19 protein-coding genes, 1 tRNA gene, 7 pseudogenes and 1 riboswitch are annotated in these 20183 nt (G+C 45.7%); of the genes and pseudogenes, 7 read left to right on the forward strand and 20 right to left on the reverse strand.

Translation table 11 applies throughout. The features are described from left to right. Nucleotides 1-10: 10 nt before the first annotated feature. From rng to BQ1619_RS02290, 8 genes and pseudogenes are all read right to left on the reverse strand, one after another. Nucleotides 11-1474, reverse strand: a complete 1464-nt coding sequence (rng, locus tag BQ1619_RS02255; protein WP_114662023.1) for a ribonuclease G — start codon at nt 1472-1474, stop codon at nt 11-13. Then, nucleotides 1471-2110 (reverse strand): annotated as a pseudogene (locus BQ1619_RS02260) (Maf family protein). Before BQ1619_RS02260 ends, rng begins: the two are co-directional and overlap by 4 nt. Further along, nucleotides 2097-2540 (reverse strand): annotated as a pseudogene (rlmH, locus tag BQ1619_RS02265) (23S rRNA (pseudouridine(1915)-N(3))-methyltransferase RlmH). Before rlmH ends, BQ1619_RS02260 begins: the two co-directional pseudogenes overlap by 14 nt. A gap of 17 nt (nt 2541-2557) precedes the next feature. Continuing rightward, nucleotides 2558-2941, reverse strand: a pseudogene (gene rsfS, locus BQ1619_RS02270) (ribosome silencing factor); the annotation flags it as partial. Nucleotides 2942-2996: 55 nt separating this feature from the next. Further along, entirely contained in the window at nt 2997-3734 is a 738-nt protein-coding gene (locus BQ1619_RS02275; protein ID WP_114662027.1) for a nicotinate-nucleotide adenylyltransferase, read from the reverse strand. Next, a complete protein-coding gene (gene hemF, locus BQ1619_RS02280) occupies nt 3697-4608 on the reverse strand; it encodes an oxygen-dependent coproporphyrinogen oxidase (RefSeq protein WP_114663475.1) in 912 nt (303 codons plus the stop codon). The genes BQ1619_RS02275 and hemF overlap by 38 nt, the downstream gene beginning before the upstream one ends. 41 nt (nt 4609-4649) lie before the next feature. Continuing rightward, nucleotides 4650-5927 (reverse strand): phosphoribosylamine--glycine ligase, encoded by a 1278-nt coding sequence (gene purD / locus BQ1619_RS02285; protein ID WP_114662029.1) that lies wholly within the window; start codon nt 5925-5927, stop codon nt 4650-4652. Between the two features lie 46 nt (nt 5928-5973). Further along, a pseudogene (locus tag BQ1619_RS02290) lies at nt 5974-6690 on the reverse strand (YebC/PmpR family DNA-binding transcriptional regulator). 150 nt (nt 6691-6840) lie between these two features. Between BQ1619_RS02290 and BQ1619_RS02295 the strand changes: the two are divergent. Further along, nucleotides 6841-6925, forward strand: a tRNA-Leu gene (locus BQ1619_RS02295). Nucleotides 6926-6994: 69 nt separating this feature from the next. Here BQ1619_RS02295 and BQ1619_RS02300 read toward each other — a convergent pair. From BQ1619_RS02300 to lptF, 8 genes and pseudogenes are all read right to left on the reverse strand, one after another. Next, nucleotides 6995-7372: a CobW C-terminal domain-containing protein gene (locus BQ1619_RS02300; RefSeq protein ID WP_114662031.1), complete on the reverse strand. Its 378-nt coding sequence runs from the start codon at nt 7370-7372 to the stop codon at nt 6995-6997. Nucleotides 7373-7414: 42 nt separating this feature from the next. Then, on the reverse strand, nt 7415-8008 hold the full coding sequence (locus BQ1619_RS02305; protein WP_114662033.1) for a CobW family GTP-binding protein: 594 nt from the start codon (nt 8006-8008) through the stop codon (nt 7415-7417). 126 nt (nt 8009-8134) lie between these two features. Next, nucleotides 8135-8752: an LVIVD repeat-containing protein gene (locus BQ1619_RS08935; RefSeq protein ID WP_197711824.1), complete on the reverse strand. Its 618-nt coding sequence runs from the start codon at nt 8750-8752 to the stop codon at nt 8135-8137. After that, complete coding sequence (locus BQ1619_RS08940; protein ID WP_197711825.1) at nt 8697-9242, reverse strand: LVIVD repeat-containing protein; 546 nt, start codon at nt 9240-9242, stop codon at nt 8697-8699. Before BQ1619_RS08940 ends, BQ1619_RS08935 begins: the two co-directional genes overlap by 56 nt. 109 nt (nt 9243-9351) lie before the next feature. Next, nucleotides 9352-9513, reverse strand: coding sequence for a hypothetical protein (locus tag BQ1619_RS08590; RefSeq protein WP_162784579.1), 162 nt, complete (start codon nt 9511-9513; stop codon nt 9352-9354). 212 nt (nt 9514-9725) lie between these two features. Then, nucleotides 9726-10256: pseudogene (locus tag BQ1619_RS02315) on the reverse strand (LysR substrate-binding domain-containing protein); the annotation flags it as partial. Between the two features lie 25 nt (nt 10257-10281). Further along, nucleotides 10282-11436 carry an LPS export ABC transporter permease LptG gene (gene lptG / locus BQ1619_RS02320; RefSeq protein ID WP_114662035.1) on the reverse strand — a complete coding sequence of 385 codons (1155 nt, stop codon included), beginning with the start codon at nt 11434-11436 and terminating at the stop codon, nt 10282-10284. Beyond that, nucleotides 11433-12548 carry an LPS export ABC transporter permease LptF gene (lptF, locus tag BQ1619_RS02325; protein WP_114662037.1) on the reverse strand — a complete coding sequence of 372 codons (1116 nt, stop codon included), beginning with the start codon at nt 12546-12548 and terminating at the stop codon, nt 11433-11435. Before lptF ends, lptG begins: the two co-directional genes overlap by 4 nt. Nucleotides 12549-12697: 149 nt before the next feature. Here lptF and BQ1619_RS02330 point away from each other — a divergent pair, with 149 nt between their 5' ends. The 5 genes from BQ1619_RS02330 (at nt 12698) to BQ1619_RS02350 (ending at nt 16997) form a co-directional block, all read left to right on the forward strand. Further along, complete coding sequence (locus BQ1619_RS02330; RefSeq protein WP_114662039.1) at nt 12698-14308, forward strand: leucyl aminopeptidase; 1611 nt, start codon at nt 12698-12700, stop codon at nt 14306-14308. Nucleotides 14309-14344: 36 nt separating this feature from the next. Continuing rightward, nucleotides 14345-14809 (forward strand): DNA polymerase III subunit chi, encoded by a 465-nt coding sequence (locus BQ1619_RS02335; protein WP_114662040.1) that lies wholly within the window; start codon nt 14345-14347, stop codon nt 14807-14809. Nucleotides 14810-14818: 9 nt separating this feature from the next. Next, complete coding sequence (gene lgt / locus BQ1619_RS02340) at nt 14819-15610, forward strand: prolipoprotein diacylglyceryl transferase (RefSeq protein ID WP_114662041.1); 792 nt, start codon at nt 14819-14821, stop codon at nt 15608-15610. A 158-nt stretch (nt 15611-15768) separates the two neighbouring features. Next, nucleotides 15769-16320, forward strand: a complete 552-nt coding sequence (locus BQ1619_RS02345; protein WP_114662042.1) for a LysR substrate-binding domain-containing protein — start codon at nt 15769-15771, stop codon at nt 16318-16320. Nucleotides 16321-16649: 329 nt separating this feature from the next. Continuing rightward, nucleotides 16650-16997, forward strand: a complete 348-nt coding sequence (locus tag BQ1619_RS02350; protein ID WP_231968439.1) for a malonyl-CoA decarboxylase N-terminal domain-containing protein — start codon at nt 16650-16652, stop codon at nt 16995-16997. A 97-nt stretch (nt 16998-17094) separates the two neighbouring features. Here the strand turns inward: BQ1619_RS02350 and BQ1619_RS02355 are convergent, their stop codons facing one another. Beyond that, on the reverse strand, nt 17095-17340 hold the full coding sequence (locus tag BQ1619_RS02355; RefSeq protein ID WP_114662043.1) for a hypothetical protein: 246 nt from the start codon (nt 17338-17340) through the stop codon (nt 17095-17097). A gap of 137 nt (nt 17341-17477) precedes the next feature. Then, nucleotides 17478-17691, reverse strand: a riboswitch (cobalamin riboswitch). Nucleotides 17692-18047: 356 nt separating this feature from the next. Here BQ1619_RS02355 and BQ1619_RS02365 point away from each other — a divergent pair. Beyond that, a pseudogene (locus tag BQ1619_RS02365) lies at nt 18048-18718 on the forward strand (oxalyl-CoA decarboxylase); the annotation flags it as partial. Here BQ1619_RS02365 and BQ1619_RS02370 read toward each other — a convergent pair. The 3 genes and pseudogenes from BQ1619_RS02370 to BQ1619_RS02380 form a co-directional block, all read right to left on the reverse strand. Beyond that, nucleotides 18706-19119, reverse strand: a pseudogene (locus BQ1619_RS02370) (pantoate--beta-alanine ligase); the annotation flags it as partial. The pseudogenes BQ1619_RS02365 and BQ1619_RS02370 overlap by 13 nt on opposite strands. Further along, complete coding sequence (locus BQ1619_RS02375; RefSeq protein ID WP_114662044.1) at nt 19116-19979, reverse strand: segregation and condensation protein A; 864 nt, start codon at nt 19977-19979, stop codon at nt 19116-19118. The gene BQ1619_RS02375 and the pseudogene BQ1619_RS02370, both read right to left, overlap by 4 nt. After that, on the reverse strand, nt 19972-20160 hold the full coding sequence (locus BQ1619_RS02380) for a DUF3460 family protein (RefSeq protein ID WP_114662045.1): 189 nt from the start codon (nt 20158-20160) through the stop codon (nt 19972-19974). Before BQ1619_RS02380 ends, BQ1619_RS02375 begins: the two co-directional genes overlap by 8 nt. Nucleotides 20161-20183: the final 23 nt, after the last annotated feature.

Here is a 20183-nt window from a genome sequence, read left to right on the forward strand (position 1 = left end):
ATAAAAAAATTTAGCTTAAAACGATATCGTATTGCTCTTGGCGAAATCTACCCTCTGCTTGTAGGGTAATGGGTTTCTTTATAAAGTCACCAAGCTGCGCTAAAAATTGATTTTCTTCTTCCAGAAGCAAATCAATGACATCTAGCGCAGCTATGATACGAAATTCTCGTGGATTAAATTGGCGGTGCTCTCGCACAATCTCGCGCAAGATTTCATAGCAAATAGTTTGGGCTGTTTTGACTTCCCCTTTGCCCATGCAGGTAGAGCAAGGCTCGCAGGTGATGTGAGCGAGCGACTCGCGGGTACGCTTACGGGTCATTTCTACAAGACCTAATGACGAAAAATCATTCACCGAGGTTCGGGCATGATCCCGCTCTAAATTGCGCTTCAGTTCATGCAAGACCGATTCTTGATGATCTTTGCTAATCATGTCTATGAAATCAATGATGATGATGCCGCCTAAATTGCGTAAGCGAAGTTGGCGAGCGATTGCCTGAGCAGCCTCTAAATTAGTCTTAAATACAGTGTCATCTAAATTGCGTGCACCAACATAGCTACCAGTATTGACGTCGATAGTTGTCATGGACTCGGTCTGATCAATCATGAGGTAGCCGCCAGACTTGAGATCCACTCGACGACCTAATGCTTTATTTATCTCAGCGTCGACATCAAACAAATCAAAAAGTGCGCGTTCGCCACGGTGCAGGGTAAGTTTGCCCAATTGGTTTGGCATGTATAAATTGGCAAAGTTTTTCAGCTTCTCAAAATTTTCCGCGGAGTCCACGCATATTTGCGTAGTTTCCTCACCTGCTACATCGCGTAAGACTCTTTCAGCCAGGCTTAGATCTTGATATAACAGGCTAGGTGCAGCTTTATGCCACATTCCTTCCCGAATCTTCTCCCAGGTAGTTCTGAGGTAAAGCATGTCGTGCTGTAATTCACTGTCAGACGCATTTTGGGCACTCGTGCGCACAATGATGCCGCCTTTTTCATCATCTGCCATAAGGCTTGCGAGCCTAGCTTTAATGGCCTCACGGTCTTCCGGCTGATCTATTCGCTGAGAAACGCCAATATATTTTTCTGTTGCTGTATCGGTACCAGCAGGTGGCAAATACACTAAATTTCTGCCAGCAATACTGAGTTGAGTTGTGAGGCGCGCACCTTTAGTACCAAGTGGATCTTTTAAGACTTGAGCTAATAGCGTTTGGCCTTCGAATAATAGTTTTTCGATTTGCGGTTGTGGACTACTTTGCGTAATATCGGCAACGTGCATAAACGCGGTTCGCTCTAAACCAATTTCAATAAAAGCGGATTGCATGCCTGGTAATACGCGAACTACTTTTGCCAGGTAAATGTTGCCAACAGTACCACGTTGGCGAGTTCTCTCAATCTGTATCTCTTGTACCGCACCTTGCTGAATTAATGCAACCCGCGTTTCTTGAGGGGTGATATTGATTAATATTTCTTCGTTCATAGGGTAGGAAATTGAGCGCGTTTTAGTAGCTGAGTAGCTTCATACAAAGGCAAGCCCATGATACCACTATAACTCCCTTGAATTTGCGGGATAAAAGCACTGGCACGCCCTTGGATGCCATAGGCCCCCGCCTTGCCGAAAGGTTCGCCACTATCGATATAGGATTGTATTTGCTCATCGGAAAGGGTGGCAAATCGTACCTCGGAAATTTGCATCAAAAAGAGGGGGCTTTCTCGGGCGTGCTAGTGACTGCTACCCCAGTGATTACCTCGTGGGTTTTTCCACTCAGCATTCTTAAAATACGAGCGGCATCATGGGCATCCGTAGACTTTCCTAAAATTTCTCCGCTTGGATGATTGGGCAGGGTGACAGTAGTGTCTGCACACAGTATGGGTGCCCATATCAAATCTCTTTCTGCCAACGTTCAAATGCCACTCTGCTCTTCGCTAAAGTGACTCTTTCAACATAGGCTCGCGCACTTTCATCTGGGAGTGGTTGCTCAAGACTTTCTGTATCCTCGCTATCTAGTGGTAACAGCACTTCAAAGTGCACACCAATTTGTTTTAAAAGTTCCTGGCGGCGCGGACTTTGAGAGGCAAGATAGATAAATGGGCTCAGGGCATTACTCGCGATGATAGGGGTGACCTTGCAGCATTGTCCATGCGCGATAGAGTTGCTCTACCAGCAGCACTCTAGCCATTGCATGCGGCAATGTTAAGCTGGAGAGACGCCACATCATTTGGGCGCTCGTTTTCGGTGAGGTATCTAGGCCATCGGCACCACCAATTAAAAAGGTGATATCGAATCCTTCTTGACGCCAATTGGCTAACTAGGTAGCGAGATTCTGAGTGGTTTGATCTTTGCCGCGTTCATCTAATGCAATGACTCGTGAACCTTTGGGGATGGCTGCCAAAATTTTGGCCGCTTCTTTCGCGGGAGTGCGATCGGGTTTGATCTCTTTAATCTCGATACTGCAATCTGCGGGCATGCGCTCTATATAATCTTGGGTTGCTGTTGCAACCCAATCCGGCATCTTATGACCAACAGAGATAATGGTTAAACGCATGGTGCGAGGATAGATTACTCTTCTTCTGGCTCGCTAGCTTTGACGAGACCTTTATCATCAGCCAACTTGACGCGTACGGGCTTTGTTCCCCACATACCTTCAAGTTGATAGTAAGAGCGCAACATGGGCTGCAAAATGTGCACAACGATATCACCGCAATCCACCAGCACCCACTCACCGGTTTCTAATCCTTCAATAGAAATAACTTCGCCCCCTTTAGCATTGACCTCTTCCTTAACAGACATGGCTAGGGAACGTGTCTGGCGATTGCTAGAACCTGTTGCAATAATGACGCGATCAAAGAGCTCGCTGAGTTTTCTGGTGTCATACATGCGAATATCCTGCGCTTTGACATCTTCTAAAGCATCAATGATGACGCGTTGTAATTTACGTAAATCCATAGTGTTGAGGTAATTTCTGTGAAGGATGGTTAATCTTAGCTGGGTTATTGCTCAATTACTGATATAGACCCAAATTAAGGATGATTTCTAGGGTGTGTGAGGGTATTTGCTCTGATGCAATTGAGCTTCGAGCGGTTGATTGCCAGCGTTTTCTGAGATCGGTTGAGGAGAGATCTACCGAAAAGCTTTCATCGATATAAATCAGCCCCGCAGGATGGCTAGTTAAATCATTGAGATCTTTAGTCTGGTTGGTTTCAAGCAGCATCTGAATTTCAGGGCTCATTTCTGTAGATAAATCGTAATTTGGCCTGCTGGCCACAGCGAAATGCAGATAGCGAAACAAATCTTGCCAAGCAATCCAGCTGGGAAGGTGAATGAGAGAATCTGCACCCGTTAACCAAATTAAACTGACGTCAGATCCGTAACGCTCACGCAGTGATTTTGCAGTATCAATGCTGTAGCTTGGACCCTCCCGTTCAATTTCGATTCGATCAACACCAATTTTGGTTGGAATTTTTAGATAAAGAAATACTCTGGCCAAATCAATCACTGCTGCTTCAGTAAGTTGATAGCGAATCTCAGCGGATGTGATGTTTGAGCCTTTTTGCCATGGCTGCCCACTGGGCACTAAGAGAAGTTCATCTAGCTGCAACTTTTTTGCAAAATAACTCGCAAGACGAAGGTGTCCTATGTGCGGTGGATCAAATGTGCCACCAAGAATGCCGATTTTTTTAGGATATTCAATGAGCGGGTAATTAAGCAAGCCAATCGCGAGGCTTAAGATAGTAATCATAAAGTTTAGCTTCGGGGGTGCCTGGCTCTGGATGCCAGCTATAGCGCCATTGCACTACGGGTGGCATCGACATAAGTATGGATTCAGTTCGTCCCCCAGAATGTAGTCCGAAGATAGTCCCGCGGTCAAAGATGAGGTTGTATTCCACATAGCGTCCACGACGATATTCTTGAAACGATTTTTCAGCGGCGGTGAAAGATTCTTGATGGCGTCGTTTTACGATTGGAAGATAGGCACTAATAAACGCATCACCCACAGCGCGGGTCATCGCAAGACTTTTTTCAAACCCAAGCTCATTAAAGTCATCGAAAAATACACCACCGATGCCACGAGGTTCTTCGCGATGTTTCAAGTAAAAATATTCATCACACCATTTTTTAAAGCGTGGGTAAAGTTCTGATCCGAAAGGATCTAAAGCATTTTTTGCAGTCTGGTGAAAGTGTTTGCAATCCTCATCAACACCATAGTAGGGCGTTAAATCAAAGCCGCCCCCAAACCACCAGACGGGCTCCTTATCAGGCGCTTGCGCAATAAAGCACCGAACATTCATGTGGGTAGTCGGCACTTTAGGATTGTTTGGATGAAATACCAGTGATACCCCCATTGCTTCAAAGCTACGACCAGCTACCTCTGGACGGTGATGAGATGCCGAAGGGGGCATCTGGTCTCCGCGCACATGGGAGAAGCCAACCCCACCTTTTTCAAGGATGTTTCCATTATCCAAAATGCAGGTGCGACCATACCCTTTCAGTTTGCTGTCTTCTGGTTTATGCCACTCATCGGCAAAAAACGATTTGCCATCGAGCGTACCCATGGCAGAAGTAATGCGTTCTTGTAAGTCTAAGAAGTATTCTCTTAGAGCGTTGATATCGATGGATGTGGCAGATGTTGACAAGGGGTGCAAGCTTAAGATGGTTATTTGATCGCGCGATAGCCGATATCTTTGCGATATTGCATGCCATCAAATTGAATTTGACTGATTGCCTCGTAGGCCTTTTGCTGTGCGCCACGAACCGCATCTGCTAAACCCACTACACAGAGTACGCGCCCACCGGATGTAACCACATGACCATCCTGTAACTTGGTGCCAGCATGGAAGGTAATTTGATCTTCGGTATCTTGAGGAATTCCAGTAATAACGTCACCACCGCGAGGTGTGTCAGGGTAATTGTGTGCCGCTAGGACAACCCCTAGCGCTGTTCGGCGATCCCATTCGAGTTCTACTTCATTCAGTCTGCCATCGACAGCATGGTCTAGAGTATTGATGAGGTCGCTTCGCAAGCGCGCCATGATGGGTTGTGTTTCTGGATCACCCATTCGGCAGTTGAACTCTAACGTTTTGATCTTGCCATCAGGGGTAATCATCAAGCCTGCATACAGGAATCCTGTGTAGGGTAGACCATCAGCTGCCATGCCTTTGACGGTTGGCAGGATCACCTCCCGCAATGCTCGAGCATGAATTTCTGGAGTTACTACAGGGGCTGGGGAATACGCACCCATGCCGCCAGTATTTGGACCTTGGTCAGCATCCAATAGGCGTTTGTGATCTTGACTGGTGGCCAAGGCGAGAACATTTTTTCCATCTACGAGCACAATAAAGCTCGCCTCTTCTCCTGTGAGGAACTCTTCGATAACCACCCTTGCGCCAGCATTACCTAATTTGTTGTCAGCCAGCATCATGTCAACAGCAGCATGCGCCTCATCAAGGCTCATTGCTACCACGACACCCTTGCCAGCCGCTAATCCATCTGCCTTAATCACAATTGGAGCACCCTTGGCATCAATGTATGCATGGGCCTCTAGCGCATTCGAGAAGGTTTGGTAGTCCGCTGTCGGAATGCCGTGACGTTTCATGAATGCCTTCGAAAAGTCTTTCGAGGATTCCAGCTGGGCCGCCAATTGAGTGGGGCCAAAAATCCGTAAACCGTTATTTCGAAATACATCCACAATGCCTGCAGCAAGAGGTGCTTCTGGCCCTACCACGGTAAGGTGAATTTTCTCACGTTTAGCAAAGTCAGCAAGTTCTTGCGGTCCAGTGATAGGTAAATTTTCAATGCCAGCAGCACTCTGTTTTGCTGTTGCGGTACCGCCGTTACCAGGTGCTACATAAACCTTTTGAACTTGCGGAGATTGCGCCAGTTTCCAAGCCAGTGCATGCTCGCGCCCGCCAGATCCAACAAGAAGAATTTTCATAATAAAAGTCTAATAAAAAGAATGAATACGGTTTATCGGAATATCTCTAAAGAGCGGCATTCGTAAAAACCTCTTGCACATCGTCCAGATTTTCAAGTGCATCTAACAATTTCTGCATACTATCTGCCGGATCGCCTTCCAGCGCAATTTCGGTTTCAGGGCGCATTGCCACCGTTGCCAGCTCGGCTTTTAAACCCGCTTTTGCAATTGCATCTTGAACTTTTGGGAATTCAGGAACGGGGGTTAATACTTCAAGCGATCCGTCATCATGCGTAATCACATCGTCAGCGCCGACATCTAATGCCACTTCCATGAGTTGATCTTCGTTGGTACCTGGAGCAAACAGAATTTGACCGCAATGCTTAAATAAGAATGCCACTGATCCCTCTGTGCCCATATTGCCACCGTTTTTATTAAACGCATGACGCACTTCAGCAACGGTGCGGGAGGTTATCAGTAAGGCAATCCACAATCACAGCAGCGCCATTAATACCGTATCCCTCATAGCGAATCTCCTCGTAGTTCACTCCCTCAAGGGATCCTGTACTGTGAGCAATGGCTCTTTGTACATTGTCATTGGGCATATTGGCATCTTTTGCTTTGTCGATTGCCAGCCGTAGGGAGGATTGGCAGAGAGGTCGTCGTCGCCTAATTTAGCGGCAACCGTAATTTCTTTAATGAGTTTGGTCCAAATCTTGCCGCGTTTTTCGTCCTGACGACCTTTGCGGTGCTGAATATTGGCCCATTTCGAATGGCCGGCCATACGGGTAATTCCTTTAAATAATTTGGCTGTAAGACGCTATTTTAAGGTGTTCTAGACTGAAGGTAAGGGGCGGAACCCAATTTTGTTACACTCTCATCTCTTAGCAGTATCGAAGTACAGATTTAAGCAGGATTTCCACTGCAAACACCTGCCTCGGTGATGGAATTGGTAGACGTGCCGGACTCAAAATCCGGTGCCGCAAGGCGTGGCGGTTCGAGTCCGCCCCGAGGCACCATCTTTACTCCCTTATTTAATTGCTGATTAATTAGTCTAGGGACGTTCAATGCCCTGTAAGTAGGGTTGGCTATCCAACCTTCGTAATCGCACCAACTGCTTTAAAAATGGACTCAATCGTCTCAGCGGAAATGCCAGTGGTTATGAATACCATTCTCGATGTGTGATCATCGCTCGGCCATGCATCTAGGGTTACTGGTGGGTGAAATATATGTTGAACACCCTGTATCACTACTGGTCTTCCTTCGATATTTAGAATACCTTTGACTCTCAATAGATCTGAGCCTCTAAGAGTTGTGAGAAGTTCAAGTGAGGACGATGCTGCCTCCCATGTGAATGGCTCTTGAAATCGAAGCGAGTGGGTTTGGATATTGCTATTGTGCTTTTGAGAAAAGTCACCGAGATATTTGGGTGTGTGATCGCTATCGTCGTTCAGAAATGTACCCAAAAAGCTAAGTGTCCTTGCGTTGACTTTAGCCGAGGATAGACCTCAGTTAATGACGCTGTATAGATCAATCTCACCATTAATGACTAATAAAATTTTAGCCCTAGGGTTGATTTCCGATATGTGTGACTTTAGTAGATCTAGCTCTGAAGGTTTAATAAGATCAGATTTGCTAATAAGTATTAAATCAGCTATGGCGATTTGTTTGACAACTTCAGCTTGATTTTCTATCTGAAATGAGCCATTGAATCCATCCACCAGACTTACGAGTCCATCAAGTCGGTATTGAGCTTCCAGCATAGTGTCGCTTGCCAGCGTTTGAACAACTGGGGCTGGATCAGCTAACCCAGTAGTTTCAATGATGACTCGATCAAACTCAGGAATTTCTCCTGAGTGGTGGCGGGCAAATAAATCCCTTAAGGTTTCTTGCATATCCGTTCTAACTGAGCAGCAAATACATCCATTAGCCAGTAATGAAATGTTTTCGGAGGACCTGGTCACTAAGTCATTGTCAATCCCAATTTCACCGATTTCATTAATGACTACTGCAACCCGATTCATGTCTGGGTGCAGTAGTAATTTTGAAATCAGCGTTTTTTTACCGTTGCCTAAAAATCCTGTGATGACTGTGATCGGAATTTTCCCGGATAGGGGGTCTCTTTGAAATGACTCGGTAGTTTTATATGTTCATTTCAAGAATGTAAAGGCCGCCACCAAATCGATCAATTGTGTAAACAATACGTCGATCATCAACAAATACATCGTTCAATTGAATTGCTCCAGATGGGCACAACTTAGGGGCGCCGGGAACATAGCAAGCAATCTCCTCAACCTTAAAGGATTCGTCGTATCGTATACACGCACACCCGCATTGAAGAAGGTGCCAATAATAATATGGTCCGATACAAATGAGCATGGCCCGGGCAGATTTTCATGTAAATTGTGCGCCCAAAATCGGCCACCACGTTTTGCAAAAGCCTTATATGATGGCGCCGGAAAGGTGCCGATGGGTGCCGGGTTACCCTCTTGGCGAGCATCTAATACTCTAACTAATTTTGGCCAATCTGCTCCGTTGTCCAGAACACATTCATCGCTAACAATCCAGAGTCCTCGGTCAAATAATGGCAACACGGTATGAATAAATCCGTTGAACGGTGGTGAGTGGTTCCATTTGGACACAACCTTAATATTGCTCTTGTCTGAAATATCCAATACGAATGCGCCACCATCAATATATCCAATGTAGGCACGATCTGGTCTCTGGGGAAATACGTTGGTGTTATGAGCTCTAAATCCAGTCTCAAACTGTTTTGGCAATCTAGTAGGCTCAGGCTCTGGATCTCCAACTTCGAGTTCCGGGATACCACCAGCGACCAGCCTCAAAAGGTTTGAGTGGATTGGAAACATCAATGATTCGATAAAACTGATCATCTAAAGGGTTTTTGGGTTCAAAATCTGCCGCACCTGATGACATGTGTACAAAATTATCATCTACAAACCAAACAGCATGAACACCACGTGAATGCGGGCCGGAACAGTCAAAGTGCGTGATTAGTTTGGGTTGTTCAGGAATGGTGATGTCAAAAAGATGAAAGCCTACACCCTTCATACCCACTCTTTTACCTTGTTGAGCAACAACCAATTTATTGCCAACAACATCAAGCGAGTTGGCTCGTAATTGCATATCTGGTAGTTCAGTTTGAATTATTAATTTTGGGTTTTTTGGGTCTGTGACATCCACTGCCGTGAAGTCTTTCGGCGCTGACTCATGAGCCATCCACAAAATGCGTCTGCCATCATCAGTCTTTTGCATTGCAATTCCTTCACCCATGCCGCCAAAGCCTGCTAACTCATGGTGTTCAAGTAGGGTCATGTTGAGGGATAGGGTTTGATCTGGACGTGATAGGGAGGTTGGGTTATTCAGCGTGTTGATAATTTTTTAAAGTGATTGTGTGGCGTAAAGGATGCGAGGTGTAGGGTTATTAATTGGGTTGAATATTTTGATCTTTAATAATTTTGGCGTACTTGGTGTATTCGCGAGTAACAAATTTTGCAAATTCTGCGGGTGAGCTCCCTACGGGTTCGGCCCATTCCCGTGCGAAGTGTTCACGAATGTCTGCACCTCCTTCTGGGGATGCGGGCACGATCAGTTTGATTGTTTTTGAGGGGTAATCATCCGCAAAAATAGGCTTGTTAAATCATATGAGCGCTAGCGCAATTACGCGCAGGCTCACAGCTTTTAATTTGAATTTCATCTTGATCTCCTGAATATTTTTTTATTTCAATATACATTGAAAAACAACCCAAGAAGGCTGGGGGAATATCGCTCAGAGCACATTTTGAGCGTCTTTAGCCCTTAAATTTCGTAACTTTCTGCTTTATCACTCATCGCTTGCTCTACAATTTTTTTTGTTAAGGTTGGTGAGAACGGCTCAATAAAGGTGTACACAAACGATCTGAGGTAGGCGCCTTGCTTTACGCCGATGTGGCACGTTATTGCCAAATAAATGGCCTACGGAGACCACTCTGAGGTTGCGGTCGCGTTCGGGGTGTATGCATGTCCTGCAACGATACCAATACCTATACTAGCTTCAACATAGGTCTTAATAACGTCCGCATCAATTGCTTCCAAAATAATGTCAGGACTAATGTTGCGCTGACCAAAGGTCGCGTCAATTTTGCTGCGCCCCGCAAATGCTTTGTCATAAGTGATGATTGGATACTTCGCAATTTCTTCAAGCGTTACATTCGATTGGTTTAAAAGAGGGTGGCTTAATGGAACCATCACCACGTGTTGCCATTGGTATCCCGGAAGCGCCAAAACACCAGGCGTGTTAGCAATTCCTTCGGTAGCGATCGCAATATCTGCGCGGTCATGGCTGAGGAGTCAAATTCTATATGAAATTTTGCTATTAAGCTTTGGAAACCCAGCGTAAGGCGGCGACTGCTAAGAGGAGGTACAGTGCCGGAGGAATGAGGGCGGTTAGAAGTGTTGGCCAGGCGCTCAATAAGCCCACGTTTGAAAATAAGGAATTAAAGAGCTGGAAACTCATGCCTAACATAATGCCGCTGAAAACTTTAATACCAACACTGCTTGCACGCACCTTTAAATACGCGAAGGGTAAGGCAAGTGCGAGCATTACAAAAATGGTGAATGGGTAAACCACTTTCTTCCAGAAAGCAATCGAATGACGCTGCACATCCTGTTTATTTTCCTTCAGGTGAGTAATAAAGCGACCTAGACTCACAATAGACATTTTTTCAGGGCTGATTAGCAGGACGCTCAAAATTTGGGGTGTCACTTCAGACTCCAACGTCAAAACAGGGTGAGTAAATGTCTGCGCTGAAAACGCTGGATTTAGTGGATCCGTTTGCTTTGTTTCTTTGAAACGAGTTTCCGTGACATCGTTTAAAACCCAAATACCAGTCTCATCAAAGTAGCCTGCTGGAGCACTCCGAATAGAGAGCAGGTTGTAGTTGTCATTAAATTCATACATCCGAATATCACGAATCTCATTATCTTTATCGACCTTGCCAACGTTGACATAGCGAACGCCCGGACGAACTGGCCCACTGCCATCCTCATCTCTGAGGCGATCTTTAACCCACACCCCAGTCTTAAATTGCGAGGTATAGGTTGCGCCAAGTGCCTTCATGCGAATTTGCTCAGACTTGTTCTCTGCATAAGGGCCCGCCCATTCACTCATGAAAAGTGTCAGCGCCACCAAGGGTAATGAAATCTTCGTTAGCGCAATCAGGCTGCGCTTAATATCCAAACCAGCGATACGTAGAATCGTAAATTCAGATTGGCTGGCTAACATGGCAAATACATAAATACTGCCAATTAATGCTGCAATCGGAATAATTTCGGAAACACGACTAGGGGCTTTTAATAAGACATGGAGGAATGCCAGTGGCAGGGTGTAACTCCCCTGTACAGATCCCAGTTCGCTCAGGATGTCGAAGAATAAGAATAGGGCGACTAAAGCAAACAGAATGAAGCTAAACGCAACATAGATTTGTTTGGCCAGATACCGCTCATAGATAAATGGAAAAAGCAGTTTCATCTTTTGACAAAGGCGGCGGGCAACTGACGTCGCCACCATTTCACAGAGGGATTAATACGGTTGCGAATTAATACGGTAGCGATCAGTAGGGCTAGCAAGTGAATAGGCCAAAGTCCAATCAGGAAATTGACTTTACCTTGGGCAACAAAGTTTTGCGTCAGGTTGAGTAAGTTGCTATAGATTAAGTAGATTAATACCGCATAAAACATGGCGGTGTAATTGCCCAACCTAGGATTAACATACGCCAGGGGAATAGCGATCAACACAAGGCCTAGCGCCATTAAAGGCAAGCCAATACGCCACAGAAACTCGGCACGATTAGCGTTTAGTACAGCCGGATTGGTGTCACCAATTAACTCATGAACGGTTTTTTCGCGGTCTCGGGGTGCTGGAGCAAGCGCCTCTTTACTACGAATCTTCATGCTGTAGTCCTCAAACTCCAAAATCCTGAAATCGGGCTGCGTAGGATATCTCTCATACCGCCGACCATTTTTTAAAACAATCGATTTTTCACCGCCTGCTAAATTGTCAATAAAGCCAGTAGAGGCTACGGCAATGCTGAGCCGCCCATTTTTATTGTCGGCAACGAAGATATTCTTCACTTCGCTTTTATCAACATCCAATTCTTCGATAAAAAAAACACGCTCAGCTCGTGCTGACTCCTTAAACTGACCTGCGCCGACCATGGAGACGTCATCGCGTTGCTGAAAGCGTTGGCTGATTAATGTTGTTTCGCGATTGGCCCATGGCCATACAAAAAGCGCTAATAAGGCGATAACAATGATGAGCGGTGTGGCAAATTGCAAAATAGGTCGGATGAGATTGCTAATACTCAGGCCACTAGTAAACCAGACAATCATTTCCGAGTCTTTATACCAACGTACTAGGACAATCAGCGTTGCCATAAAAAGGGATACCGTCAGCAGCACTGCAAGGTAGCCTAAGGTTGCTAATGCGATGAGGACAATTGCGTCTTCAGGGTTTACCGCGCCATTAGCAGCAAATCCCAAGATTCGAATCACCAGCGTGGTCACCATGATGGTGACTAGCACTAAAAAAACTCCGCCTGTGGTAAGGCTGAGTTCTCGACGCAGGGCTTCTTTGAAGATCATGGGAGTTTTGGGTTATCAATCAAGGGCGGTCGGGTTGGGCTTAATTTCTGATGAAAAAATAGGGTAATCTCATGTGGGAGGATAATGGATAAACCATCCAAATTGACCTAAAACCCACTTTAATACCGCTACAGATACTGCAATAGACCATGACCATCCAATTTAGTACCAAGATTTTCCCTCTGGCTGACTTACGCGATAGCAAGCACCTCAAGGCCGCCCTAAAAACCCTCTTGGCGCAGAGTACTGACTGCCTCGTTTTGGGGTACTCCAAAGCAGACTTCGATGGCTTTCAGGGAATCAAGGGTTCGAAATCAAAGTCTAGCGTCTTATCTGAGCTCGATTTGGCGCTGGGTGGATCCGTTGCTCATGCCGTTGAGTTAGGCGAGTTAGAAAATAAGCCAACAAGCATTTGCGTATTTCGTGCGGATCGGTCATGGTCTGCCAAGGGTATTAAGACAAAGCGCGTTTTATTACTTGGTATCGGCGACGAGCAATCTACTATTGATAGTAGTTTGTCTTCTTATGCAAAAGTAGCTCGTGCAGGTATAAAAGCATTGAGTGGAAATGCGATTGAAAGCGCTCTTTGGTTTGTGCCAAGTATCACGCTCTCAACTGCAACCGACACTATTGAACATGAAGTTCGTTTAACGATTCAGTGCGTGGGTGACCAAACCTATCGATTTGGCGTTCGTCAGCCGGCGATGAAGTTCAAGGCAAAAGATGAAGCGGATTCATTCAAGCACCTAATTTTTGCAGGTAATAACGCTTGTGCTCAAGAATTAAAACGTGCCGTAGAGCAAGGCAGCGCAATGGTGGAAGGGATGAATCTTGCTAAGGATTTAGGTAATTTGCCGCCAAATGTATGTACTCCGACCTATTTGGGTAAGACTGCACAGGGTTTAGCCAAAAAGACGAGCTTGAAGGTAGAGGTATTGGGACTTAAGAAAATAGAAGCATTAGGTATGGGCTCATTTTTGTCAGTCACTAAAGGCTCCGAAACGCCCCCACAATTTATTGTGATTCGCCATCAAGGTGGAAAAGCAGGGGAGGCTCCGACAGTTTTCGTAGGTAAAGGCATTACGTTTGATACAGGTGGCATCTCACTAAAGCCGGGTGAGGCTATGGATGAAATGAAGTACGACATGTGTGGCGCAGCCTCTGTGATTGGCACCATGTATGCAACTGCATTAATGAAGCTCAAGAAAAATGTCATTGGTGTTATCCCAACTTGCGAGAATATGCCTTCTGGTAAAGCAACGCGTCCGGGTGACATTGTTAAGAGTATGTCTGGTCAAACCATTGAAATTCTGAACACAGATGCTGAAGGGCGATTAATCCTGTGTGATGCACTAACGTATGTAGAGCGCTTCAAGCCTAAAGCCGTGATTGACATCGCAACCTTAACAGGTGCTTGCATCATTGCACTAGGCCATGTTCATAGTGGCTTGTTCTCAGACGATGAGGGTTTAGTAAATGCGTTAACCAAAGCGGGCCAAGATTCCCTAGATACCGTATGGCGTCTGCCACTTGATGCCGCTTATCACGAGCAGCTCAAGTCGAACTTTGCGGATGTAGCTAATATTGGCGGGCGTCCTGCTGGTAGTGTGACAGCGGCCTGTTTCCTATCGCGCTTTACGGAAAAATATAAATGGGCACACTTAGATATTGCTGGCACCGCCTGGAAAAGTGGGGCTGCTAAAGGATCTACTGGTCGCCCAGTGCCTTTATTAGTCAACTACTTGATTGAGCAAAAGTAAGTCTGTTTTGCCGAAATCTAAAGTTCATTAACCCATATGGCGCGCATCGATTTTCATAGCAATGTCAGCGATAAGCTTGAATATGTTTGCCGTTTGTCTCGCAAAATCTGGAGCGCCACAAAGGAAGGTGATTCTGTTCGCAATATTGTCATTGTTGGCGATAAAGCGAATCTCAAAAAATTAGATGAGCTGCTATGGTTGTTTTCCGGTACAGACTTTTTGCCGCATTGTTTTATTGAGGATGAGGCTGCAGCGGAAACGCCCATCGTGCTGACGGAGAGTTTTTCATCACCTGCCTTCAATTTAGTCCCCCATACTGATGTTTTGATTCATATCGGCAATGCAATGCCGGCGGATATTCCTGCGTTAGTGGGGCGATTCCCCCGCATTGTGGAGGTAGTTACCGTCAATGAAGCGGAGCGCCTCGCAGGGCGCGAGCGCTACAAAGCCTATCGAGAACTGGGTCATGAGTTACATAACTTTGACCAATCCAAGAGTTAACGATCTTTCATGTTGATCCACCCACAGTTTGATCCAGCAGCATTACGTATTGGATCATTTGCAGTTCATTGGTATGGCTTGATGTATCTCTTGGCATTCATGCAATTCTTAATGTTTGGTCGATTGCGGGTACGGGCGCCGCGATATCAGGCTTTAGGTTGGACCTATAAAGATCTTGAAAATTTGTTATTTGCTGGAGTACTGGGAGTGGTACTAGGTGGACGCTTAGGCTATGTCCTCTTTTATATGCCTATCTTTTATTTTTCTAATCCGCTAAATATTTTCAAAATCTGGGAAGGCGGCATGTCTTTTCATGGGGGCCTCTTAGGCGTTTTGTTGGCTTTATGGTGGTTTGCCAAAAAGAAAAAAACATCCTTTTTTGTGGTGAGCGATTTGGTTGCGCCCTTAATTCCATTTGGTTTGGCTTTTGGGCGTTTAGGGAATTTTATTAATGGCGAGTTGTGGGGAAGGCCTTCGGATTTACCATGGGCGATGATTTTTCCATTGGTGGATTCGATTCCGCGTCACCCTTCGCAGATCTACCAGTTGCTTGGTGAAGGTGTATTGCTGGGTATTGTGCTTTGGATCTATTCCAGCAAGCCGCGTCGTATTGGACAGGTATCTGGACTGTTTTTATTAGGTTATGGAGTGTGTCGTTTCATGGCAGAGTTTGCGCGTGAGCCAGATGCATTCTTGGGTTTATTGGGTTTTGGACTATCGATGGGGCAGTGGCTTTGCATTCCGATGATTTTTTTCGGCATTTATTTGCTTCGTCATCAATCAGATGATGCGCATGCTTAGAGGGCGCCCGGAATGCTGAACGAAGAAGTCACTCTCAAAAAGCTTGAAATTTTGTGCTCGTTTGTTCGAACGGGTAGTCTTGTTAAGACTGCTGAGGAGTTGCAGTTAAGCTCAGTGAGTATCCACAAAGCCCTACATTCTTTGTAGGCGGGGATTGGGTGCCCTCCTTTCATAAAGGAGGGTCGTCACCCAAACCTTTGCCAGCTGCGGTTTACTTGGCAGAGGCAAGTAATGACTTGCTGAGCGATGTCGATCACATTCTAAAAAAGACAAGAGCAAAAGCAGGTGTAGAGAGCGGCCAAATTCGTTTAGGGTCAGTGTATTCGCTGACTGCCAACATTATTCCACGTATGATTATGGGCAGGAAAATTCGTAGGCCCGAATTGGATATTGATCTGTACCTTGGTTCAGATGAAGATCTGTTGAAAAAACTCTACGAGGGCAATATTGATGCTGTTGTGATCGCTGCGCCCTTGTCGAATATGGTGGATGATCTAGAGGTAATCCATTTATTCGAAGATGATTTATGTCTTGTCTCATCCAAAGGTAATAAACCCAAGGTCACAGAAGTCGATCTATCAGAATATGAGGGCGAAAAGTTTTTAACCTTGCAAGATGGTTTTGCTACGACCTCAGGTTTTTATGATGCATTCAAGTTGGCTGGATTTACGCCAAATATCGTCATGAAGGTAGGTGATATTTTTCGTTGATGAATATGGTCTCGGGCGATATGGGTAGAACCCTGTTGCCCGGAAGGGTTCGGGCATTGATGGGAAATGCGATTGAATTTACCCCCCCTACAAGCGAAATACCATGTCACTCAGCGGTACCTTAAAGCTAATGAATCGAACCCCAATATATTGGCTCTAGCGGCTGAAGCCCGCATATTGCATCGCACCATCCTCTCAAAATCCTAGGCAAAACCCCTCTATCATTAACTTTAAGTTAATGTAAATTCACTTCCGTTAATTGATTCCTCGAATGCGCAGGAATACATTGATTCGTTGCCATTACTACCCAGTTGATTCAATAAAAGTACATGCTCGAAAAGTTAGCAAAAGCCCGTTATTTTTCCCGCGTTACTGGCGCAGTAAATCGGCTTATTTCAGAGCGTGGCGAATCAAATGCTGTCAGCATGGCTGATGAGGTTTTTAATAACTATCGCAAGCTCAGCAAAGATCAACACGCCAAGTTCTTTACCTTTTTATTCGAAAAGCTCAATCCTGATCCAGCAGCAGCCATGACCGCTGCACAAAATTTTTCTGCAGATGCCAGCGCACGCAATTACATCAAATTACAGCGCGTCACTGAGCCCCCTAGACAAGAACTCTTTCGTCGTTTAAATCGCGCCACAAATGGAACGGCTACTTTGCTTCGGGTGCATTAAGAGGTTCGGGGAGTGACCAAGTCTGAGTTGGCACTGTGAACTTTTGAAACGCTCACGCCCACAAGGTAAAGATCGTTCCGGATGCTTGCGCATCGGTTCAAGGAACTATTGGCCTTGGCGAACCAGGCAGGGAAAGGCTTTGCAACAAGGTATCGACTTTGTCTTCCAGTTCATGAATCTGTGCCTGAAGGCGCGCTACTTCATCGGCATTCACATTAGAAGATGGATTTTGTTGCGTTTGATTGTGCGCTTTGAGCCAAACACATAAGATGTATTGCTTAATAAAATCACCGCTGCGCAAATCTGAATCATTTGCTTTTGGTTGAATTGCTGTTTCATTCACTTCTTTCTGTTATCGATTGCCTAACTCGCTTCCCCGTAAGTTGGGTCGAACAGAATTTCGAGTGCAAGAGATTGGCGTCAATTAGCGCAAGATCGATTGATCAGTGGCATCATCGGCGCGCGAAGATCCCCGTCCGCGAAATTCCACCTGTCTTGGCCGGTATCCGGGCTAGCAAATTTCAGAATCTGGCCTTCCCATGCGATTGACGCGCACAGTGGCGTATTTCAAATTCCTGACCTCTAAGGTTGTTATTAGAAGTATTTACCTACCGTTGCGGGAACGGCACACGTTTAGTGTTTCCCGTTTAACTATGTTGCATTGCAGCAAAGCACCACGACCCCGCCATTCTAGCTTATGCACTAGCTCAAAAGCCGTTTAATCCTGTTTTTAGGGCAAAAAGCCTACAATAGAGGGTCTAGGACGAAAGATTCATGACTGCATTAGATAAGCACCCCGAGAAAAACCTGATTCGACTTTAGTTGAGTTAAAACTGTGTCCTGAAAAGCTTGGATTTGGCCGCAATGGCTGATCTAGAGCGTCATTTAGAGATATCGGATCTTAAAAGTCTGAAATCCTCTTGCACCAAGGTGATCACCAGATGGAGCAGTATTTTGTTCTCGATGGCATCCTAAAAAGGATCGTATCCAGTGCGGATACTAAAGAGATGATTTTGCGCTTTGCGATCGAAAAAGATATTGAAACAAGCTTTCCCAATGATTTTGATTTCAGGTTCAAGCGAACGTGAAATCGTGGACCTGCAACAAGGCGACTATGAAGAGATGGATCAGCTCAACGCTGCGAAGCCTTACTGTAAAGCAGCGTACCGTATTAATCACATCGAAGATATTGGCATCGGTTTTGCACGCGCAATCCGTGCTGCAGTATCTGGTCGTCCAGGTGGTGTCTATCTAGACTTACCTGCACAGTTGCTTTCGCAAACGATGCCTGTTGAAGAAGCGAAGAAGTCGATCTTCAAGGTAATCGATCCTGTTCCACGCCAAATTCCAGCAGCTGATGCAGTTGCGCGGGCATTGGATGTTCTGAAGGGTGCTAAGCGGCCATTGATTCTCTTGGGCAAAGATGCTGCTTATACACAAGCAGACAAAGAGATCCGTGATTTGATCGAAAAATCGGGCATCCCGTATTTGCCAATGTCTATGGCAAAAGGTTTGCTGCCAGACAACCATCCGCAATCGACATCTGCAGCGCGTTCATTTGTGTTGGCTGAAGCTGATGTGGTGATTTGAACTGGTTGCTTGCGCATGGTAAGGGTAAGACATTGGGCAAAGATCCGAAGAAATTTATTCAGATCGACATTCAAGCAAATGAGGTGGATAGCAACGTGCAAATTGCTGCACCATTGATCGGTGATGTTGGTGAAAACAGTTTTAGGACAACGGCGCAAACACCCTTAAAGAATCCAGGGCGAAACTCACCTTCCAAGATATCGCCCAATTGTTGAGGGGGGTCAATACGATATTCCTGGGGTTGGGGATAAAGATCGCGTTCGGTCGGTGCAAACAATATGTAGACACCTTCTTTTTCAAGCTTTTCAATATCCGCCTGCATCGTACGGGGGTAGCTATCAAAATCCTCACTCGGTCCAAACTGAAGGCGATTGACGAGGATGCTAGCAACAACCGGGCACCATGTTGTCGCGCCAGACGCATCAGCGAAAGATGACCTTCGTGTAGATTGCCCATGGTTGGAACAAAAGGACGCACGGTTTTGTCCGCGCAAGTGATCGCGCAGCTCTTGAATGTCGCTAATGATTTTCATGCAACAGGTGTGTATGCAAGGCGCACATAAATGGGTGCGTATGGCTCTGCTTGTGTAATTTCGACTAAAGCTTCGCGAGAGAGTTCGAGCATCGCAATGAAGTTCACGATGACCACCGGAATACCTTTGCCAGACTTGATCGCATCTTCAAACAATTCACCAAATTCTACAAATTTTGCATTGTGGAGGCGACGCAAGATGCGGGTCATAAAGTCACGCACCGATAATTCTTCGCGCGTAATGGTGTGATGTTGATTGAGTTTGGTACGGTGAAGCACATCCCGCCAGGCCATTTGTAGATCTTCTAGGTTTACTTCAGGCCAAGTAATGGCAACAGTAGTGTCTACGAAGCCATGTGCAACCTGGAAATCTCGGCCTTGCTGAGGGATTTGATCAAGTTCTTGTGCAGCTAACTTCATGCGCTCGTACTCCAAGAGGCGGCGTACTAGTTCTGCACGGGGGTCTTCAACTTCTTCCTCGCTATCTGCTTTCTTCATCGGAAGCAGCATGCGTGATTTGATTTCTATCAACATGGCAGCCATCAATAAGTATTCGGCGGCCAGTTCGAGATTGTGATGGCGAATCTGATCGATATAGCCCAAGTACTGTTGAGTAACTTGAGCCATTGGAATATCCAGAACATTGAAGTTCTGTTTACGAATTAAATACAGCAGAAGATCTAACGGACCTTCAAATGCTTCCAGAAAAACTTCTAGCGCATCTGGTGGAATGTAGAGATCTGTTGGGAGCTTAAAAAGAGGTTCGCCGTACAGTTTGGCGAACGCTTCCGACATCCCATCAGTAACGGATGGGGTGCTGTCGAGTAAATCGGGTATTGGCTGAGTGCCTGGCTCAGTCATTCGAGTAAACGTAAGCGCGTTGTTTTAGTTTGGCAGCCTTGGCGCGACGTTGATCTTCTACGGTCAGGGGCTCTTTATCCCAAAGCAGGGCGCGACCAGCTTGCTGATCAGCTTCCAAGTGCGGTTTCTCGGATTTGAGCTCATTTAAGAACCGAGTGAATTCAGATTGATATCTGGCCATAGTAATTCCTGAAATACTCAATA

The sequence above is a fragment of the Polynucleobacter necessarius genome (assembly GCF_900095195.1).
Taxonomy (GTDB): domain Bacteria; phylum Pseudomonadota; class Gammaproteobacteria; order Burkholderiales; family Burkholderiaceae; genus Polynucleobacter; species Polynucleobacter necessarius_G.